This is a genomic window from Borreliella californiensis (genome assembly GCF_014205885.1).
Classification (GTDB): domain Bacteria; phylum Spirochaetota; class Spirochaetia; order Borreliales; family Borreliaceae; genus Borreliella; species Borreliella californiensis.
Genome location: NZ_JACHFB010000001.1, coordinates 92,195 through 112,654, shown reverse-complemented (window position 1 = coordinate 112,654; position 20,460 = coordinate 92,195). Strand labels below are relative to the sequence as shown.

Genomic DNA, 20,460 nt, shown 5'->3' with positions numbered 1-20,460 from the left:
TGCCACAAAGTAAAAAGCAAACAAAAAACTAAAAAATTAACTCTTAAGAACCGAAGACACTATTTCTTCCACACCACTTGGTATAGGATGATTTAGCTCTTTATATTTTGAGAGATATTTTTTTGCATTTTTTTTGTCGCTCTTTAAATGGTAAATGTAAAAAATATTAAATAGAGCCTCTTTATTTGCAGGAGCAAATTCTAGAGTTTTCAAATAATTAGTCAAAGCATTGTCTAAATCATTTTTCTTAAATAGCAAATATCCTTTAAGATTAATTAACAAAATATTTTCTGGATCTTCTTTTATAATAGAATTAAGTTTCACCTCAGCCTCTGAATATTTTTTCAAATTAATGCAAGCTAAAATAAAATTGTAGCTTGCATCATCACCAGCATTAATATTAAATTTAATAGATTTTTCATAAAGCAAAACAGAGGTCTCATCATTACCAAGCTCTTCATTTAATTTAGCAAGCTTAAAGTATTCACCTGATATGTTTTGATATTCCTTAAAAATAGAACTGCAAGACAAAACAAAAACAATAATAAATAACAATTTATACATAAAAAATTTACTTGAATCCTTAATACTTATTTATACTATTTAAATTATTCAAAGCAGCAAAATAACACTAAATCTAATAATAATCAAAATGTAAAACTTCAATGCTGCTGAATTTTAAAATTAAATAAACCATCTTGATGATTATAAAACAAAATTTATCACTCTAAAAGCTAGTTATAAGCATAAATAAGCCCTCCTGCTTTAAAAACAAAAGGGCTTTTAATACTATCTAAAAAACAAATTAAAGCTTTTCTTGGTCATATTTGTTAAATACATTTTCTGTTAAATATTTACCAACTGATCTTCTGTCCTCAACAAGTTTAGATATTGCACTAAAATGTCTTGGTTCAATCTTAAAATACTTATAAGCTCTTCCATCCTTAAAAAACACAGAAAGCTCAGACACAGAAGAATCGTAACCTACCTGTGATATTTTACTCAATTCATTAGATATCGTTAAAGTTTCCAACTCAAATTCCTCCAAATTAATTATCTAAGGAGTATAATAATAAAGTAAGAGTTAATTCACTAAATAAAAAATAAAAAGTTTTAATCAATAAAATCAAAATCTACTAAATGATATATTCCCTAGTGTAAGGATATACATTAATACAAATTTAATCAAGCAACCTGTCAAATATCATACAAAATAGTCTAAACTTCCAAATATTTAATAATATAAAACGGTATAAGATAGATTTTTAAAAAAAAATTTTGTAGAATTACTAAGATAGTTAATCTTCTACGCACATATCATCAGGAGGAACAAAGTCTAATGGACTACAATAAATTGCGAAACATAGGTATTAGCGCACACATCGACTCAGGAAAAACTACTCTTACAGAACGCATTCTTTTTTATTGTAATAAAATTCATGCAATTCACGAAGTAAAAGGCAAAGATGGCGTTGGTGCAACAATGGATTCAATGGAACTTGAAAGAGAAAGAGGAATCACAATAGCATCAGCTGCAACACACGTTGAATGGAAAGATTTTCCAATAAATATTATTGATACACCCGGTCACGTAGATTTTACAATTGAAGTTGAAAGATCTCTTAGAGTGCTTGACGGAGCAATATTGGTTCTTGACTCTGTTGCAGGAGTTCAATCCCAATCAATCACTGTTGATCGACAACTTAAAAGATACAGCGTACCGCGCCTTGCATTTGTAAACAAGTGCGATAAAACCGGAGCAAATCCCTACAATGTAAAAGATCAACTAAGATCAAAACTTGACTTAAACTCCGTTTTAATGCAAATCCCAATTGGATTAGAAGACAAACATATTGGAGTCATAGACCTTGTATTAATGAAAGCCTACTATTTTGAAGGAAAAGATGGAACAGAAATAATAGAAAAAGAAATACCCTCAGATCTCTTAGAAGAAGCAAAAAGCAAACGAGAAATAATGCTCGATACTCTTGCTGACTTTAATGATGAACTTATGGAATTACATATGGAAGAAAAAGATGTCCCCACTGAAATAATATACAATGCAACTAGAACAGGAACATTAGCTTTAAAGTTATGCCCTGTATTTATGGGATCTGCTTATAAAAACAAAGGAGTACAATTGCTCTTAGATGCTGTAACTAAATTTTTACCATCCCCTCATGATATAAAAAACACCGCTCTTGACCTCAATAATAATGAAAAAGAAATCGATCTTAAAATTGACAACGAACTCCCAACCGTTGCTCTTGCATTTAAACTTGAAGACGGACAATATGGACAGTTAACCTATGTCAGAATCTATCAGGGAATTTTAAAAAAAGGGCAAGAACTTATCAACTCAAGAACTTCTAAAAAATTCAAAGTCGGAAGACTTATTAGAATGCACGCTAATAATACAGAAGACATTGAATTTGGGGGAAGTGGTGACATTGTTGCTTTATTTGGAATAGAATGTGCATCAGGCGATACGTTTTGCGATCCATCGATCAACTATTCAATGACATCAATGTTTATTCCAGATCCAGTAATTTCTCTTTCTGTAAAACCCAAGGACAAAAAATCTGCTGACAATATGGCTAAAGCCCTTGGAAGATTTACAAAAGAAGATCCAACATTTAAAACCTATGTTGACAGTGAATCAAACGAAACAATAATTCAAGGCATGGGAGAGCTGCACTTAGAAGTTTACATTGAAAGAATGAAAAGAGAGTTCAAGGCAGAAGTCGAAACCGGAATGCCGCAAGTAGCCTATAGAGAAACAATTACAAGAAAAGCTGAATTTAACTATACTCACAAAAAGCAATCTGGAGGAGCTGGACAGTTTGGACGAGTTGCAGGGTTTATGGAACCTCTTAATAAAGAAGGAGAAACATACGAATTTGTTAATCTAATAAAAGGGGGAGTAATTCCAACAGAATATATCCCATCATGTGACAAAGGATTCCAAAAAGCAATGGAAAGAGGAACATTAATTGGCTTTCCAATAGTTGACATAAAAATTACAATCAATGATGGCCAATATCACATTGTTGACTCATCTGATATTGCATTCCAATTAGCAGCAATTGGTGCTTTTAGAGAGGCTTATGAAAAAGCAAAGCCTACAATCCTTGAACCAATAATGAAAGTTACCCTTGAAGGACCTACTGAATTCCAAGGCAATATGTTTGGACTTTTAAACCAAAGAAGAGGAATAATAACAGGTTCGCTAGAAGATGGAAGTTTTTCAAAAGTTGAGGCTGAGGTGCCTTTAAGCGAAATGTTTGGATTTTCAACAGTCCTTAGATCTTCTACCCAAGGAAAAGCAGAATTCTCAATGGAATTCTTAAAGTATGGAAAAGTTCCAAGCACTATATTTGATGAACTTCGCAAAAAATTTAACGATCAAAACAAATCTTAATAAAATAATAAGGAGGCTTTATTATGATCGATTTAACACAAGAAAAACAAGAAATACTAATAAAAAACAAGTTCTTAGCCAAAGTTTTCGGGCTTATGTCAATTGGACTTTTAATCTCAGCAATGTTTGCATATGCAACCTCAGAAAATCAAACAATAAAAGCAATAATATTCTCAAATCCAATGTCATTTATGGCTATAATACTTATACAATTTGGACTTGTATATGCAATAAGTGGTGCTCTTAATAAAATATCAAGCAATACTGCAACGGCTCTTTTCTTGCTATACTCAGCACTAACAGGGGTAACATTATCTTCTATATTTATGATTTATACACAAGGATCAATAGTATTCACATTCGGAATTACTGCTGGAACATTTCTTGGAATGTCTGTTTATGGATACACTACAACAACAGATCTAACAAAAATGGGAAGCTATCTAATAATGGGCTTATGGGGAATCATTATTGCATCTCTTGTTAATATGTTTTTTAGAAGCTCAGGACTTAATTTCCTTATATCTATTTTGGGCGTAGTTATATTTACAGGCCTAACAGCTTATGACGTTCAAAATATTTCTAAAATGGATCGAATGCTACAAGACGAAACTGAAATAAAAAACAGAATGGCGGTTGTAGCCTCACTTAAACTTTATTTAGATTTTATAAATTTATTCTTATATCTTTTAAGATTTTTGGGCCAAAGAAGAAACGACTAAAATCATAAAAAATTCATAAAAAATTCAATCAAAAATGAATGCTTTAAAGCTAAAGCATTCATTTTTAGAGGGTTCAATGAACATAGATAGCTTAGAATTTGAAGAAAGTAGTACTCAAAATGTCATAAAAAAAAATTTTGAGTTTGAAGGATATATTGAAAGCAATAAGCCAATAATAATAGAAGGAAAACTCAAAGGCTTAATAAACTCATCAAACTCAATCTATCTAAGGGAAAAAGCTGATGTTGAAGCTGAAATAAAATGTCAACATTTACTAAATCATGGCAAAATAAAAGGAAATATTGAGGCTTTAAAAACAATTAAAATTTATAAAACCGGCAAGTTAATAGGAAACATTAAAACCAAAGAACTTTTTATTGATTCTGGAGCAATATTTAAAGGGAATTGTGAAATGGAGGATTTAGAAGAATGAAATTCTATTTTCTATTACAAATAATTTTAATTTTGTTATCCAATTCAAGCTTATTATTTGGACAATCACAGCTTATAGAAAAAGAAGACTCTCTTCTTCTATATAAAGAAGGAAAATTTAAAGAAGCTATTTTAAACACGCTAGAAGAAATTCGACTAAATCCTAGCAACTTAGATGCTAGAACAATATTGATATGGAGCTTAATAGCTATAGGAGAATATAAGAGAGCTGAAAAAGAAGCGATTATAGGGCTTGGTATTAAAAAATATGACATAAGAATTATTCAAGCATTAGGAGAAGCTTATTTTTTTCAAAAAAATTATGAAAATGCATTAAAATATTTTCAAGAATACATTAGCCTTGATTCTAAAGGAGCAAGAATAATAAAAGTTTATAATTTGATTGCAGATTCTTTCTATGAACTAAAAAGATACAATGAAGCAGATTTTGCATACGAATATGCATTACGATTTTCTCCTAACAACCAAAATCTATTAATAAAATTAGCAAGATCAAGAATAAATGCAAAAAATAAAATATTAGCGGAAGAAGCACTAATTAAACTTCTTACAATATCTCCTAATAATCTAGAAGCAAAAAATTTACTAGAAGAATTAAAAAAAAGCAACAACAAACCTTGACATTCAATTTATAAAAACTTATTCTTATTCTTAGTAAATTAATAAACTGGGCTGCTAGCTCAAGTGGTAGAGCATCGGACTCTTAATCCGCTGGTTACAGGTTCAAGTCCTGTGCAGCTCAAATTGTTAAATACATTTTTAATATAAATTATTAATTTTTATGCCAATTTAACTTGACATTATTAGAAAATAAATATACCATTATTCTTAATGGTCATAAAATGACTTTTGGGCTCATAGCTCAGGTGGTAGAGCAGCGCCCTTTTAAGGCGTTTGTCGTAGGTTCGAGTCCTACTGAGCTCACTTTTGTCCTCTTCGTCTATCGGTTAGGACTCCAGGTTTTCATCCTGGCAAGAGGGGTTCGATTCCCCTAGAGGATGTATTGCTTGCTAATAAACAATAGGTTAAAAACATTCTTGCTTTCTATTATTACCCCCCCCCAGTAAACAAGAATGTTTTTTAAGTAAACACAAACTATTCAGGTATTAATAATATCTCTGCTCTTTCCTCAAGATGAATTTTCTTAAAAAATTCATTTATTAAATCTTTGTTTAAGCTTGTCTCTATAAACTTAACCCCAAAATTATTTTTAAATACTCCGTACCAGGATAATGACCCCAATATATTTGAAATCCAATAACCATTCTTCTCTGAATTTATTTTTGTATTTTTAACATAATTCTTCTTAACATAAGAAAAATCTTTATCATTAAAATCTATTTTTTGCCTTTCGATCATATAGCGATTAATAGAATTTAAAACATTGTCAAGCTCCTTAGGCTCGGTAGTAAAAAAAATAGACAAAATACCATCGGAATCTATATTTTTCCTTAAATTGGAGTCAAAAGAGGCTTGAATTGCATAAACACTAGACATTTTTTCTCTAATATTTTTTATAAGGCCATCCGTTAAAAGATCTGCTAAAGCATTTAAATTTAACGAGGTTTCTGCTAAATAATTAAATTTAAAAGGATAAACTACATAAGCAAAACTAGTTGAATTTTTTCCCTTCCTTACAACTATTTTATTAAAATTTTTACTGTAAGAGTAATCTAAATCTTTATACTCGCTTATTTCTTTAAAGTTAAGATTGCCTAAATATTTCTTTGAATAAGCCTTTATTGTCTGAATATCTGAGTCTCCAGCAAATACAAACTTGAAATTATTTGCATAGGTAAACCTTTTCTTATAAAAAGACAAAATATTTTCTTTTGTAAGATATTGTAAATCACCATCTTTTACATCTTCAAATCTAGGATCATTATTGTTTAAAAATTTACTAATAGCTTTTTTAAAATGATAATTAGAACTATTTTCATTACTCTTTATTAATGCTTTTATATTATTAATAGCATTTTGCAAAAAAACATCATCAATTTTGGGTTCCTTAAAAGCAAAATATATAAGCTGGAAAAGAGTTTCAAGATCCTTTTTATCTGAACTTCCAGTAATATATGATTCTTGAGCTCCAACACCAACACTTAAAGAAACAGCTTTATCTGATAAATATTTTTCAATCTGTAATGCAGAATAATCACCGTATCCTGAACCAGATACTATTCCAGGCGCAAAAGATAAAACGGGAATAAGTTTTAAATCCTCATTAAGCAAACCTCCCCAAGAAGTTGCACTAAAATCAATTACACCCTTTTTTTGATCATTATATTTAAAATAAACTTCAACCCCATTTTCAAGAACAAATGATGAAATTTCATTTTCAAGCTCATTTTCTCTAATAATATCCTTATCATCTAAAGACTTCTTAAAAAATTTACCTTCAATTGAAGAATTCTCATAAGACTTTAATTCTCCTTTTAAAGCTATCTTTTGAAGATTGCCAATATCTTCAAAAGTCAAAACGGGGTGTGCTCCTCTATGGTAAGAATAAAAAATTGCACAATTTTTTACATCAAACTCTCTTTCTACAAGATTGTTTATTGTCTTTAAATCAATTTTTTCCAAATATTGAACGGAAAGGTCATAATATTCATTCATATCAAATTTATCAGAACCATTAATAGCAATTTCTATCAAATCTCGAAAAATAGCCCATGAATTTGTTTTATTTATATTCTTTTTCCTTAATTCTAAAGATTTGAAAAATTGAGATCTAACTTTTTCAAACTCACCCTGAGTAAATCCAAATTTCCTTATCCTCTCAAGCTCATAAAAAAAGTCTTGTATTCCTTCGTTCAAATGATCTGGATTAAAGCTTAACGAAATCGATCTTGCAACAACAGTATTGTTATCTGACTTAAATGAAAAAAAATCTTTATTTGAAACATTTTTAAAATGCTTTACCCCAGCAGTCTTTAATTCAGAAAATCTATTTTTAAAAAGAGCAGACAATAAAGACCTTTTAATATCATTTAAAACATCATTTTTGGTCTTTATAAAGTTAATAATTTCCTTTTTAAAGAACATTAAACTAGGCTCTGCTACTTCCAAATCTTCTAAAAGTAAAAATTTATCTTTAAGCCCCACATCTAAGTTTACTTTTGCCTTTTTAATTTTATCGACTGGATTTTCCCAAGAAATAAATTGCTTCTTTATTTTCTCTTCAATTTCTAAAGGATTAACATCTCCTACCACAATAACACTTGCAAGTTCTGGCCTATACCACTTTCTATAAAATTTTTTAAAATCTTCTGACTGAAAAGAAAAAATCTGCTCTTCAAGTCCAATGGGATTTCTAAATTCATAAAGACTCCCGCTTGTCAAAAACTTATACATTTTTTCATAAATTCTACTAGGATAAGTCTCACCAAGCTTTTTTTCCTCAATAATAATATTTCGTTCCAAATCTATTTCTTCTTTCATGAAACTGATTTGAGAAGCCCAGTTTCTCAAAATATTTATAGATTCATCAACTTCATCTTTATTATTACCATCTGACAAATCAAGTCTATAATAAGTGAAATCAAAACTAGTAGCAGCATTAATGTCAGCACCAAATTGCATTCCAAATTTCTTAAGAACATCAACAATAGAATTCCCTGGATAATCTTTTGTACCATTAAAAGCCATATGTTCAAGATAATGAGCTATTCCCCTCTCATTATCTTCTTCATTAAGAGAGCCTACATTAAAAACAATTCCAATATTAACAGCATTTTTTGGAGTTTGATTTTTATAAATATAATATCTTAACCCATTAAGAAGTTTTCCTTTTACCAAGCTTTGATCTAACTTTATGCCATTAGAAACACAAGAAAACAAAAAAAATAGCAAAACACTTGTAAATTTACAATAATTTTTAATTCTTTGATAATTCATTTGCATGCCCCCTTATTGAATTTATTTTTTCAGAATAAATTTTATTCAATGCTTTTAAAATAGATGAAAATCCAAAATCATTCCAATCTTTTAAACTCTTTAGCTTAGAAACTGGAAATAGTTCATAAAATAAAAACAACAACTCTTCTTTGCTTAATTTTGGAATATCATTTAAATAAACGCTTTTATTAAAATCTTCAAGATAAATAAAAGGATTTAAACGCTTATCTAGAAGAAATTTATTTAAATTAGGCATTAAAATACTTTTATTATAAATTTCAATAGTGGTATATTCGCTTGGAATATCATCATAAAAATCGTTATTCAAAAAAGAATCTAAAATAATAAATTTATTATCCTTATTAACCCCTACGCTTCTACCATCTAAAGTCTTTAAAAGCCCACCCTCACTAATATGAACCAAAGTGTTTAAATCCTTTGTAGCCTTAAAGATAAGTCTTGCATTGTTATATGTCTTAGATCGTCTTAAATGCTTGGTATTACGATCTACTGCTAATTCTTTATCATTTTTTAATAATAAATTTATGTTTTTTTCTTTTAACGCCTTATAAGCTAAGTCAATATATTCTAAAGCACAACTATTTGCCAAAACAAGTTGCTCTCTCTTTAATAGGTTGATTAAAAATATCAATTCTTCCTTTTCAAGATTGCGATAAAAATTAAAATCATTTAAATTAATGCCAAAACTAAAATTAACACTAAACATTAAATAAAAAATTGCAATGTTTTTTTTCAATCTAACCTCCCCTTTAGCTAACTACATCAGCCAGCTCTAAAAAAACAGGACAATGATCGCTACCCATTACTTTGTCTAAAATTAGAGATTTTTTAACATTTCTCTTAAAAAATTCATTAACAATAAAATAATCAATTCTCCAACCCATATTCCTCTCCCTAGCTCTTGTTCTATAGCTCCACCAAGTATAATAACCGGGCTCCTTATTAAATATCCTAAATGTATCCACATATCCTTTGTTTAAAAAGCTATCTAGCCAAGTGGTTTCTTCAATATAATATCCAGGAGAATCTCTATTAGAATCAGGACTTACAAGGTCAATCTGAGTGTGAGCAATATTAAAATCACCACAAATTACTACATTTTTTCCACCATCCACAAGAGAATCTATAAAATTCTCAAAATAGGATAAAAAATCGAGTTTATAAACAAGTCTTCTTCTTAAAGCTTGAGAATTGGGAAAATAACCATTAATTAACACAAAATTATCATAGTACGCTACAAGCCCCCTACCTTCATTGTCAAAAATTTCTTTTCCAAGTAAATTTACAGCAATAGGCTTAATTTTAGAGTAAATACAAACACCACTATAACCTTTAATTTTTGACCTTGAAAAATAAGAATAATAATTTTCAAGAATTAAATCCTTTGGCAGCTGTTCTCTTAAGGCTTTAGTTTCTTGAACACACAAAATATCTGGAGTATATTCTTTTACAAACTCAAGAAAACCTTTCTTTAAAACAGCTCTAATTCCATTTACATTCCATGAAATTAATTTCATAAATCCTCTTTAAATTTAAATCAAATAAAAATCTTTAATCCATCATAAGCTAAATAAATATTGTCTTTTTCTAAATAATCAAATTCTTCATGCATTATATCGTGTGCAATATGCGTAAAGTAAGAAATTTTGGGATTGATTTTTTTAATCTCACGAATAGCCTCTGAAAAATTTAAATGAGCTGGATGAGGCTTAATTCTAATAGCATCTATTATGAGTAGATCTAAATTTTTTAAATAATCATAGGACACTTCTGGAATAAATTTAACATCAACAAGATACGCTAAATTGTCTATCCTATAACCCAAACTCACTATCTCTCCATGAATCAAAGGAATTGGCACTATCTTTAGACCTTTAAAAAAAATAGGCTTAAAATCCTTAACTACATTAGGAATAACATCTGCCTTACCACTTAAAGAAGGTTTGGATGAAAAATTGTGCGGGAAAGCATTCATTATGTAACTCATGGTAGTATCTCTGGCATAAATGTTTAAAGGAGCAGCTCGTGTATAAAACTTAATATCATCAAAACCCATAACATGATCATAATGTTCATGAGTGTAAAGCACTAAATCAAGCTTATCTATATTCTCTCTTAAAAGTTGTTGTCTAATATCAGGACCCGTATCAATCAACAATTTGATGCCAGAAGCCTCAAGAAAAAAAGAACTTCTCAATCTTTTATTTTTACTAAAACTTGAAGTACAGACTCTACAGCTACAATTTAACATAGGAACGCCACTTGAAGCACCAGTTCCTAAAAAGGTTCCAACCATATGTTACTACCTTTCGCCTGTAAAACATAATCTATTTTAACATAACATTTTATATTAAACAAAAATAAACTCTATTAATCAAACACTCTCTTATTAAATCCAAAATTAGATTAAAGCTATTTAATAATCAATTCTGTAAACTATTTTGGAAAAATTGCTTTTATGCTTATAATTATTTAAGGAAAAATTATTTTTATGGATACGCAAATTTATGAACTCATTTTCTTAACCAGTTTTAGTATATTTTTAATAGTAAATTTATTTAATTTTAAAAAAGAATTTACTTATGAAGACTACTTCATAATATTCCCAGGTACATTTTTTGTAATAACTTTATACTTTATAGAAATTAGGCCATTAATGTTATATATTGGCAGTATATTCTTAATCTTTATGCTAATCATCTTCTTTAAAAACATAAAAACAATAGTAAATAACAGAAGAAGAAAAAGCAACAACAGGGTTATAAAACAATCAAAGGGTATATTTCTTTCAATTTTGCTAAAAACAATACTTGTAATGCCTGCTATTTTAACCGTTATTATTGCAACTATTTTTTCATACTTAGCACTTTTTATAAATTATCCCAAAGATGAAAACAATAACTATCAAATTGGATTTGCAAGAATTAAAGATCACAAAAATGATTTAAACTTATCGATTTGGTACCCTGTAAGCTCAACATTGGGTCTTAAAAAACAAAATCCATTTCTTTTGTACGAATTTAATCCTTTTTTCATAAACGAAATGAATTATTTACCAAAAGAGAATAACATATATAAACAAGCCTTTATTAGCAATAACCAAAAACTATATGATTCTGCTTTACTTATACTTCCTTATTATTCTCACGATTCAATGTTTAAATCCCTGGTTAGTGGGCTTGTTAAGAAAGGAAAAGTTGTTTATTTATATTCACCAAAATATAAACATATGAAAAGCTACGATTTTATTAAAAATAGCCATAAAAGTATATTTAGCTATGTAATCAATAAAAGCATTAGTTATTTAATTGAACCTGCCAATATCCTTAATGAAAAAGCTGATATTGCATCTACTGAAAATGACATTCAAAACATTATTGAACTAGCAAAATCAAGTCAAAATTTAAAATTTTTAAATTCAAAAATTAACCTTAATAAACTAACGTTAATTACACTAGGAAATCAAGCAAATATTGCTAATTTTATCCTTGAAAAAAACACAAACATAACAAAATATATCAATGTAGGGGGGAAACCGCAAACAATAAGAAATTTAAAAAACTTACAACTAATTCTAAAAGAAAAAGAAAATGGAAAGAACCTCCACACAAAAATTGCTAATACAAGCTCTATAAAGCTAACAAACATAAGCAATATTGCAGAAATTTCTGATCTTATCTTTAGCAGAAACTATTTAAAAAGTTTTAATTTTTTGAAAAATAAACAATCAATGTTATCAAAATTTAATTCTATAGTTAATGAAATTAATAAATTTATTGAAGAGGAAAAATAATAATGATAAAAAAATTCTTGCTATTTGCAATGATCAACATCTTTCTAACAAATAAAGCTCATAGCAATGAAGAGATAATCGAAATAAGTACCGAAATACAAAAAGAAAAATATATTCCCTTTTTAATAAGCAGGGGAAAAACTCAACTGGAAGACCTTGTAAAATATACTCTAGAAATAAATCCAGACCTTGACAAAAACTATGTAAATACTGTTGCTAAAACCTATATAGACGAATCTTTGATTGAAGGGGTTAATTATGATATTGCCTATGCTCAAATGCTACTAGAAACAGGAGCTCTAAAATTTAATGGAATAGTTTCAAAAGAGCAACACAATTTTTCAGGAATAGGCGCTACTAATAATCTCACAAAAGGAAATTCCTTTTCCAATATTACAGAAGGAATTAAAGCTCATATTCAACATTTAAAAGCTTATGCATCAAAACAAAATATCAAATCAAATATGGTTGATCCTAGATTTTATCTTGTTAAAAGAGGATCTGCTCCAACAATATATGATTTGACTGGGAAATGGGCAAAAGACAAACTTTACGATAAAAAACTTAAAAAGATATTATTAGAACTATTAGAATACAATAATGCAAATAAAAGCTAAAAGCTCACTATATGATTTTCTAGAAAAGATATATTCAAAATATAATAAAAAAAAATTTATACATCCTGATCCTTTAGAATTTTTATATAGGTATAAAGAAAAAGAAGACATTGAACTTGTAGGCCTAATTAGTTCCTCATTGTCACTTGGAAGAGTAGAAAAAATTTTAGAAGCAATCGAAATAATACTCAAACCACTTGGCAAATCCCCTTCTGATACCCTTAAGCTGGTAAATGAAAAAGACTTAAAAGAGATCTTTAAAGGATTTATTTATAGATTTTTTAAAGCAGAAGACATTGTAAGACTATTATACACCCTCAAAATAATAAAAGAACAGCACCACACACTTGAAAATCTTCTTTACAGTATTTATTATAAAAACCAAAATTTTATACTCAGTGTAGATGAATTAATAAAGTATATGGAAAAAATAAATGGAAGAGAATTCGGAATGCTACTTCCAAAGCCTTCAAAAGGAAGTTCTTGTAAAAGGCTTTTTTTATTTTTAAGATGGATGATACGCAAAGATGACGTCGATTTGGGCATTTGGAATAAATTCAATCCTAATAACCTCATAGTGCCAATGGATACTCATATGACAAACATTGCCTCAAAACTATTTAAAATCAAAGAAATAAAAAATGTAAATCTTAAAAAAGCAATAAAAATTACAAGCTACTTTTCAAAAGAAAATAAAGAAGATCCTGTAAAATACGATTTTTCTTTAACTAGATTTGGAATAAATAGAGATTTTAATAAAGAAAAATTACTAAAAAACATTAACAAACTATAAAATTTTATTTATAAAACATTTAAAATAATACATACTTAAATCATTAAAATAATGATATCAATTTATCATAAAATAAAAAGGAAAACCTGTGAATAATTTTAAGGAAAAGATAAATACTTATAGCAAACTAATTTTGGGGTCTTGGCAATTTGGGGGAGGATATTTTAAACAAGTTGAAAAAGAAACAGCCAAAAAAATATTAAAAAACGCATATGAACACGGGCTCAGGAATATTGATACCGCAAGAGCTTATGGAAATGGAATTTCAGAAAAAATAATTGGTGAAATAATAGAAAAAGATCCAAGAATAAGAGAAAATATTTTAATTGCAAGTAAATGCTATCCAATGGAAATTTCAGAATATACAAAGAACTTTAATGAAAGTCTTGAAAATTTAAAAACTGATTATATAGATATTTACTATATACACTGGCCTAAAACCGATTTTGACCTACGGCCAATCGCATCATTTCTTGAAGAAATGAGAGCAAAAGGAAAAATAAAATATGTAGGTGTAAGTAATTTTGAAATATCACACATGGAAAGCATAAAGAAAGTTTGCAAAATTGACGTAAACCAAATAGGATACAACCCCTTATTTAGAAATAAAGAAAAAGATGTAATTCCTTACTGTGAAGACAACAATATTGCCACCATATCATATTCAACAATTGCTCAAGGACTTTTATCTAAATCTAATATAAAAGACAAAAACCAATTTAATGATATTAGAACAGAAAAACTTATACTTTTCAAAAAAGAAATCTGGCCCTATACTTTAAAAACCATAAATAAACTTGAAGAGATAGCAAAGATAAATAACTTAACAATTTTAGAATTAACATATTCATGGCTTAAAAAAACAAAATTGAGTGGATTTATCGTGGGTTTCAGCAAGGAAAATTATGTAGAATCAAACTTGAATTCATTTAAAGCAGAAATTAACGATAAAGTATACAAAGAGATTACATCAATTCTAGATAATTTTAATCACCAAACAAAAAACTTCCCAAATTTATTTAACAAAAAAATTTAAAACTTTAAAAACAAATATTTCAATTAACAAACTTAAAATCAATAGAATTTCCTAAAATTCTAATACCTTCTACGGTTAAATGAATATTAAAAATAAACTCTATCTCAATTAATGGCAAAATTAAGTTAGCATTACCACCAGCAATTATTAAATTAAATTCTTTTTTATACATCTTTTTAATATCGCAATAAACACCTTCTATTAAATACTTATATTGATAAAACAAACCACTGTTTATGCTCCCAGATGTAGTTCTCTCTAAAAGACTATTTGGAGTGCTAATGGGAAATTTCTTGAGAAGATAGGCATTATCTATTAAAGAATTAAAATTTATCAAAGGACCAGAATTTATAAGACCACCAAGTATTCCATCTTGCCTACTAACAGCAAAAATGGTACAAGCTGTTCCAAGATCTACTACCAAAACATTTTCAAATGAATAATTTTCAATAGCTGCAACAAGATTGGCAAAAACGTCTGAACCTAACAAAAATTTACCATTTTTGTAAGGATTAAATGTCAAATCATAATTTAAATCAAAACTAATAAACAAGGGCTTTATCTTAAAAAAAGAAAAAATAACATTTTCAAATATTCCATTAAGAACAGGAACAACGCTGCTTATAAAAACTTGATTTACATTAAAATCAAAATTTTCTTCAAAAAAGCTATAAGTCTCATCATACCTTAACATAAGATTAGTTTTTATTTTAATAAATAAATTAACTTGATTATCTTTAAATAAGGCAAAAGCAATGCTAGTATTTCCAATATCAATTATCAATTCTGATAATAAAGGTTTATTCATAAATATTTATTTTTTTTGCAATTTTGTCAAATCTTAATAAAAGACTAAAAGTCCTCTTTTTCTTAGGCGTTGCTTTAATAACCAAAATTTTGCTCAAAGGATAATACTTCCAACCATCAGAATATACGTAAAACCTATAATCTGTAAACCAATCAATTTCTCTAAATCTAACTAAAGTCGGATTAAAAATATTTCCAAAAAATATGTAGCTTGAATAATTAATCTCTTGATCAAAATCAATTGCAACCTTGGCATCAGTAATTTCACGATTTAAAATCCTAGAAGCAGCATATATCCAACTAATAGATCCATGGCCAGAAATAAAGATAAATTGAGGCATATATTGGTTATCAATAATATCAGAATAACAGCTTTCATGAGGAATTCCTTTGGCATAATCACTCATTAAAGAATAATAAATCACATTAAATGAAAGCTTTAATATTAAATTATCTCTTAAATAAGATGATATTCTTTTAAGAACCCCAGAAATCTTTAATGCATACTCAACAACATCAGCTGAATTAATATTATTATTTAATATATATACCTTTCCTTCATCTGTAACACCAAATAAAGTAAATACAAATTTATAAAGCTCTTTTTTAAAACTTGAATTAAAAGAATCGTCGCCTCTAATCTTAAGAAAAGTAAGATAATTAGAGAGAATATTGTAGGCTTGACTAAAATTAAAATTAGAACTTAATATTTTTTTAGGATCTTTGAGAAGATTTAAAGTATTATTTAATTTGGAACCGTTTTCTGATAAAAAAATTTTTTCCAAAAGACGAGAATCCTCCTTTAAATAAACTATAAGCTTGTCTTCTTCAAGAGAGTCAATAAAAGTTTTATTTCTTGATAAATAAGAAAAAAATTTATCGAATTGATCTGAATTAGCAAAATAATTTAAACTTAAATAGGTCAACTTATGTTCATTTTCAACTAATAAAGATTCTAATTTTAAAAAAATTGACTCGTGATTACCTCTGATTAAAGACTCTGCTAAAAAACAAACCATTAAATTTTCATCAAAGCTATAATCACCATATTTAAGCCATCCTCCCTTTGAAACATTAAAATTAACAGGATTGTTCCAAGAATCATAAGCACTTTGTCTAAAATTGTTTAAAGCATTATTAAAAACTTTATTATCTACCTCTTTAATTTTTGACTGTATAATAGAATAATCTAATACATTACTTTTATTGTTTTGATTGCTTTTTGTAATGGAATTTGAAATATTTTTATTTGATGAATCGATATAAACAGCATTGCCAATTCTAAATGCTGCTTGAGGAGAAATCAAAATATCTTTTTCTCTTATCTTTACATTTTCTCCTAAAAAAATTTTATATTCCAAATTCTCCCCTTGTCTTATTGAAATATTAGGCTTATCTAATAAAACTTTATAATGATCTTCAACTTCATAACTTAACAAAAAGCTCTTAGAGAGATTTGATTCAATGCTAAAATTATTTTCTGAATCAAGCAAAAATCCGAGAAAAATATTATTCTCAAAATAAATATAAATACCCATGTCTTGCACCTTATAAGAGATGGGTAAAAGTTTCAAACCCGTTTCTAAAACAACAAGTGGATTAAGTTTGGACAAAAATATCCTAAGTCCCCTAACATTAACAACAATATCATTTAAAATATATTCACTATTTTCAACCTTATTATTTACTTCTAATTTTATATCTTTTAAAAAAAATATATTTAAGTTTAAATTCTTAAATTGTAAAAAAATAACAAAAAACAATATTAAAACACCAAGCAATAAATTAAAAGCCCCTGCCCTTAAAAACTCCTTCATATGATGATTCTAATCATAAAAAATCAAAATATCAATATTGATTGCATAAAAACAAAAAAAATAATAAAATTATAGGTTAGCTAGTTAAATAGGAGTGAAATATATGAAAATTCCTAAAAATTATATTCCAGGAACAAACCCTTACAAGTCTTTGCCTAAAAAACCTATTATTGAAAACAAGAAAAAAATTACTAAAAAACAAGAACAAATTAATTCAGAAATTATGAAATCTCAAGAGCGTATTTTGAAGCTATATATGAGGCGCCTACAAAAAAAAGATCAAATAACTCTTCAAAATTTTATTCTAGAAGGACATAAAGTCGGTTCCAAAATTTTCAATAATTTGCCAAAAACACTAAAAGAAATAATAGCCTTAATGAATATAGAATCCTTAAAAGTGCTAAAAAAAAATACAAAAAATCCAATTAAAATGCTTTACATAAAATTTTCAAGCTGGACCTTAAACAAGCTAATCAAAACACTCAACATTGAATCTAATAACAACAAAACCGTAAAACATAAATAATAATTTTCAAATTATTTCTATATTTTACTTATTAATTTTTTTATTTGCATCTTTCCTTACAGTATCTATTGTTGATTTATTATCAAAATAAATAAAAAAATCTTTTTTTTAAAAGGATAGCTACCAATGTTTTTTTAGCATAAAATACAATACCTTTAGAAATAATAAAAACTCTCCGCCTAAAGGAAGAAGAAATAGCTCCTTCAATAATTTTGCCGCCGTTAGCATACGCTAGCGATATTCTACATGAAGGAAAACCTGCTGCAAAAAGAAGAAGTTCCAGCAATAAAATTAATAATAAAAGTACTCTCTAACATTAAAGCATCTTTGATATACTCTTTTTCTTCATAAGTAGATATTGTCTCTTATTTAAAAACAAAATTACCAGGCTTTTTGATTTCTTTGAATAAGAATTGCTCAATTTAGTTATCAACCTGAGTTACAATAGGACCCATCAGATTTAAAATCTAAAATTAATTTAGCACAACTACTTAATACTAAAGTAGTTGACTCATTTAATAAAAACATAATTTTTTCAAAATCCCTGTCCATTTTTATCTTGATTATATTATATATTATTAATAATAAATTCTAAAATTAAAAAATCATCTCTAAAAGCATCATACTTTAATAAATTCAATCTTTTTTCAAAAAGCACGTCTAAAAAAAATGCCTTAAATTAGAATAACTTTTATTTAAAAAAGTATAAAAATCATAAATATCCATGCTCACATTTTTTTATTTTCAATATCATAAACTCTATACTACAACCAAATATGTCTATTAAATAAATTTAAAGGTATAAAAATTCAATTTGAATTTAAAAAGCTATTTTGCAATTTTTCCAGTAAAAAATTTTATTAATAAAATTCTATTACGAAAAGAATTTGAAAACCTAATCTTCAATGTCTATTTTAAATCATATTATTTAAAATAGACATTGAAAGCTCAAAACCAAAAGTTTTTTCAGAAACTTTAACTATAGGAGCTCCCTGCCTTCTTTTGTATTCATTTTTAAAATAAAGATTTAAAACTTTATCAACTATACCTTTTTCAAAATTAAGATAAATTGAATCTATAGATTCATTGCTAATCAAATATCTATTTAAAATATCATCAAGGATTTCATATTTTGGAAGATAATCACTATCTTTTTGATCAAACCTTAATTCAGCCGAAGGCTCCTTTAAAATAATATTAACCGGAATAATACATTGGTCAAGCTTTGCATTAATATACTTTACAAGATCATAAACCTCCGTCTTAAAAAGATCTCCAATCAAAGCAAATCCTCCACAAGTATCCCCATAAAGGGTACAATAACCAACTGCAATCTCGCTTTTGTTGCCAGTATTTAAAAGCAAAGAATTTTGAGAATTACTATAAGACATTAATAAAAGCCCCCTTAACCGAGCTTGTAAATTTTCTCCAGTAATACCTTTAACATCAAAATACCCTTCAAAAAATCTACTGCTTACCTCAAATAAATCTTTTATTGGCATTTCAATCAATTTAAAACCTAATTTTCTAGAAAGTTCTTTAGCATCAGAAATAGAATCTGCTGATGAAAATTTACTAGGCATAGAAATTCCAACAACATTCTCAGCGCCCAAAGCAAAACATGCAAGACACGCAACAAGAGCAGAATCAATACCCCCAGATATCCCTAAATGAACTTTAGAAAATCCTGAAAAAGAAACATATTCTTTTAAAACAAGAGATATTGCCAAAATAATTTTTTCAAAAAGCTCATTACATGTATCAAATTTTAAATCTTGAAATGTATCATTAGATATAAAATCAAATTCAAATCCTTTGGCTTGTTTTATCTTGCCAAAACTATTAATAAAAAAGCTACATCCATCATAAACTACAGAATCTTCAGATCCATAAAAATTAGAATAAACAACATCCAGATTATTCTCAATAGCAACTCTTTCAAAGAACTTTAACCTAAGATTATTCTTTTCCTTAGTGAAATAAGATTTGGACGGTACTATCAAGTAATCAACCTTCTTTAAATTCTCGCCAAATTTGGAAATTAATTCTTTAAACAATAAATCATCCCCAAAATTTAATACAGCAAATAAATTGTCCTTATAACTAAAAACCCCAGGCAAATTGCCCTGTGATACAGTTAGAATAACCTTATGATTATTAATGACAGAAACAATATCTACAAATTTGCCACCCTTATAAACACTATGCCCGAAAACAATTAAAGTGTTATCATTAACCTGTTCTTTCATAAATTCAATGAACTTACATATATTTTGAGAATATTTAGAACTCCCAAACAAATCACTATGCTTAGTCTTGCTTAAAAACATAGAAGGAAAAACTAAAACGTCTGATCCTCTTAGCAAGGCTTCTTCATAATTAATTTTAAAATCAGCAATATATTTATCAAAATCTAAAGCTCTGTATTTCGTTTGAGCAATGCTTATTTTCATAGGTAAATGATAAGAAATAATACATTAAATTACAACAAAAAATTAATAGCCTCAAAAAACCAATACTCACACACATTTTAATAATACCTTAATATTAAGGATGT

The 20,460-nt window shown here is 27.5% G+C and carries 18 protein-coding genes and 2 tRNA genes; 11 read left to right on the top strand and 9 right to left on the bottom strand.

Annotation, left to right across the window (positions count from 1 at the left end):
- Positions 1-36: 36 nt before the first annotated feature.
- Positions 37-564 (bottom strand): tetratricopeptide repeat protein, encoded by a 528-nt coding sequence (locus tag HNP67_RS00610; protein WP_184124035.1) that lies wholly within the window; start codon positions 562-564, stop codon positions 37-39.
- Between the two features lie 241 nt (positions 565-805).
- Positions 806-1,033 carry a KTSC domain-containing protein gene (locus HNP67_RS00605; RefSeq protein ID WP_014023757.1) on the bottom strand — a complete coding sequence of 76 codons (228 nt, stop codon included), beginning with the start codon at positions 1,031-1,033 and terminating at the stop codon, positions 806-808.
- A gap of 306 nt (positions 1,034-1,339) precedes the next feature.
- Here HNP67_RS00605 and fusA point away from each other — a divergent pair, with 306 nt between their 5' ends.
- The 6 genes from fusA to HNP67_RS00575 all read left to right on the top strand — a co-directional run bounded on the left by fusA (position 1,340) and on the right by HNP67_RS00575 (position 5,520).
- Complete coding sequence (gene fusA, locus HNP67_RS00600) at positions 1,340-3,421, top strand: elongation factor G (protein ID WP_184124033.1); 2,082 nt, start codon at positions 1,340-1,342, stop codon at positions 3,419-3,421.
- 23 nt (positions 3,422-3,444) lie between these two features.
- On the top strand, positions 3,445-4,143 hold the full coding sequence (locus HNP67_RS00595; RefSeq protein ID WP_184124031.1) for a Bax inhibitor-1/YccA family protein: 699 nt from the start codon (positions 3,445-3,447) through the stop codon (positions 4,141-4,143).
- Positions 4,144-4,177: 34 nt separating this feature from the next.
- The gene (locus HNP67_RS00590) at positions 4,178-4,576 is read left to right on the top strand and encodes a bactofilin family protein (RefSeq protein WP_184124029.1); all 399 of its coding nucleotides are present in this window, start codon (positions 4,178-4,180) and stop codon (positions 4,574-4,576) included.
- Positions 4,573-5,217: a tetratricopeptide repeat protein gene (locus tag HNP67_RS00585; protein ID WP_184124027.1), complete on the top strand. Its 645-nt coding sequence runs from the start codon at positions 4,573-4,575 to the stop codon at positions 5,215-5,217. Before HNP67_RS00590 ends, HNP67_RS00585 begins: the two co-directional genes overlap by 4 nt.
- Positions 5,218-5,265: 48 nt before the next feature.
- Positions 5,266-5,338 (top strand) — tRNA-Lys (locus HNP67_RS00580).
- 109 nt (positions 5,339-5,447) lie between these two features.
- Positions 5,448-5,520 (top strand) — tRNA-Lys (locus HNP67_RS00575).
- 171 nt (positions 5,521-5,691) lie between these two features.
- Here the strand turns inward: HNP67_RS00575 and HNP67_RS00570 are convergent.
- The 4 genes from HNP67_RS00570 to HNP67_RS00555 are packed head-to-tail and all read right to left on the bottom strand — an operon-like array spanning position 5,692 to position 10,810.
- Entirely contained in the window at positions 5,692-8,493 is a 2,802-nt protein-coding gene (locus HNP67_RS00570; protein ID WP_184124025.1) for a M16 family metallopeptidase, read from the bottom strand.
- Positions 8,474-9,250, bottom strand: coding sequence for a hypothetical protein (locus HNP67_RS00565; RefSeq protein WP_184124023.1), 777 nt, complete (start codon positions 9,248-9,250; stop codon positions 8,474-8,476). Before HNP67_RS00565 ends, HNP67_RS00570 begins: the two co-directional genes overlap by 20 nt.
- A 13-nt stretch (positions 9,251-9,263) precedes the next feature.
- A complete protein-coding gene (gene xth, locus HNP67_RS00560; protein WP_184124021.1) occupies positions 9,264-10,031 on the bottom strand; it encodes an exodeoxyribonuclease III in 768 nt (255 codons plus the stop codon).
- Positions 10,032-10,051: 20 nt separating this feature from the next.
- Entirely contained in the window at positions 10,052-10,810 is a 759-nt protein-coding gene (locus tag HNP67_RS00555) for an MBL fold metallo-hydrolase (protein ID WP_184124019.1), read from the bottom strand.
- Between the two features lie 195 nt (positions 10,811-11,005).
- On the opposite strand from HNP67_RS00555, the gene HNP67_RS00550 reads away from it, so the two are divergent.
- From HNP67_RS00550 to HNP67_RS00535, 4 genes are all read left to right on the top strand, one after another.
- Positions 11,006-12,307 (top strand): hypothetical protein, encoded by a 1,302-nt coding sequence (locus HNP67_RS00550; RefSeq protein ID WP_184124017.1) that lies wholly within the window; start codon positions 11,006-11,008, stop codon positions 12,305-12,307.
- A gap of 2 nt (positions 12,308-12,309) precedes the next feature.
- Positions 12,310-12,924 carry a glucosaminidase domain-containing protein gene (locus tag HNP67_RS00545; protein ID WP_184124015.1) on the top strand — a complete coding sequence of 205 codons (615 nt, stop codon included), beginning with the start codon at positions 12,310-12,312 and terminating at the stop codon, positions 12,922-12,924.
- Entirely contained in the window at positions 12,908-13,717 is an 810-nt protein-coding gene (locus tag HNP67_RS00540) for a TIGR02757 family protein (RefSeq protein WP_184124012.1), read from the top strand. The genes HNP67_RS00545 and HNP67_RS00540 overlap by 17 nt, the downstream gene beginning before the upstream one ends.
- Before the next feature lie 88 nt (positions 13,718-13,805).
- Positions 13,806-14,753 (top strand): aldo/keto reductase, encoded by a 948-nt coding sequence (locus HNP67_RS00535; protein ID WP_184124010.1) that lies wholly within the window; start codon positions 13,806-13,808, stop codon positions 14,751-14,753.
- Between the two features lie 19 nt (positions 14,754-14,772).
- Here HNP67_RS00535 and HNP67_RS00530 read toward each other — a convergent pair whose 3' ends face one another.
- Positions 14,773-15,561: a type III pantothenate kinase gene (locus HNP67_RS00530; protein ID WP_184124007.1), complete on the bottom strand. Its 789-nt coding sequence runs from the start codon at positions 15,559-15,561 to the stop codon at positions 14,773-14,775.
- Positions 15,554-17,377, bottom strand: coding sequence for a hypothetical protein (locus tag HNP67_RS00525; RefSeq protein ID WP_184124004.1), 1,824 nt, complete (start codon positions 17,375-17,377; stop codon positions 15,554-15,556). The genes HNP67_RS00530 and HNP67_RS00525 overlap by 8 nt, the downstream gene beginning before the upstream one ends.
- Positions 17,378-17,480: 103 nt before the next feature.
- Here HNP67_RS00525 and HNP67_RS00520 point away from each other — a divergent pair, with 103 nt between their 5' ends.
- Positions 17,481-17,903, top strand: coding sequence for a hypothetical protein (locus HNP67_RS00520; RefSeq protein WP_184124001.1), 423 nt, complete (start codon positions 17,481-17,483; stop codon positions 17,901-17,903).
- Positions 17,904-18,817: 914 nt separating this feature from the next.
- Here the strand turns inward: HNP67_RS00520 and nadE are convergent.
- Entirely contained in the window at positions 18,818-20,356 is a 1,539-nt protein-coding gene (gene nadE / locus HNP67_RS00515; protein ID WP_184123998.1) for an NAD(+) synthase, read from the bottom strand.
- Positions 20,357-20,460: the final 104 nt, after the last annotated feature.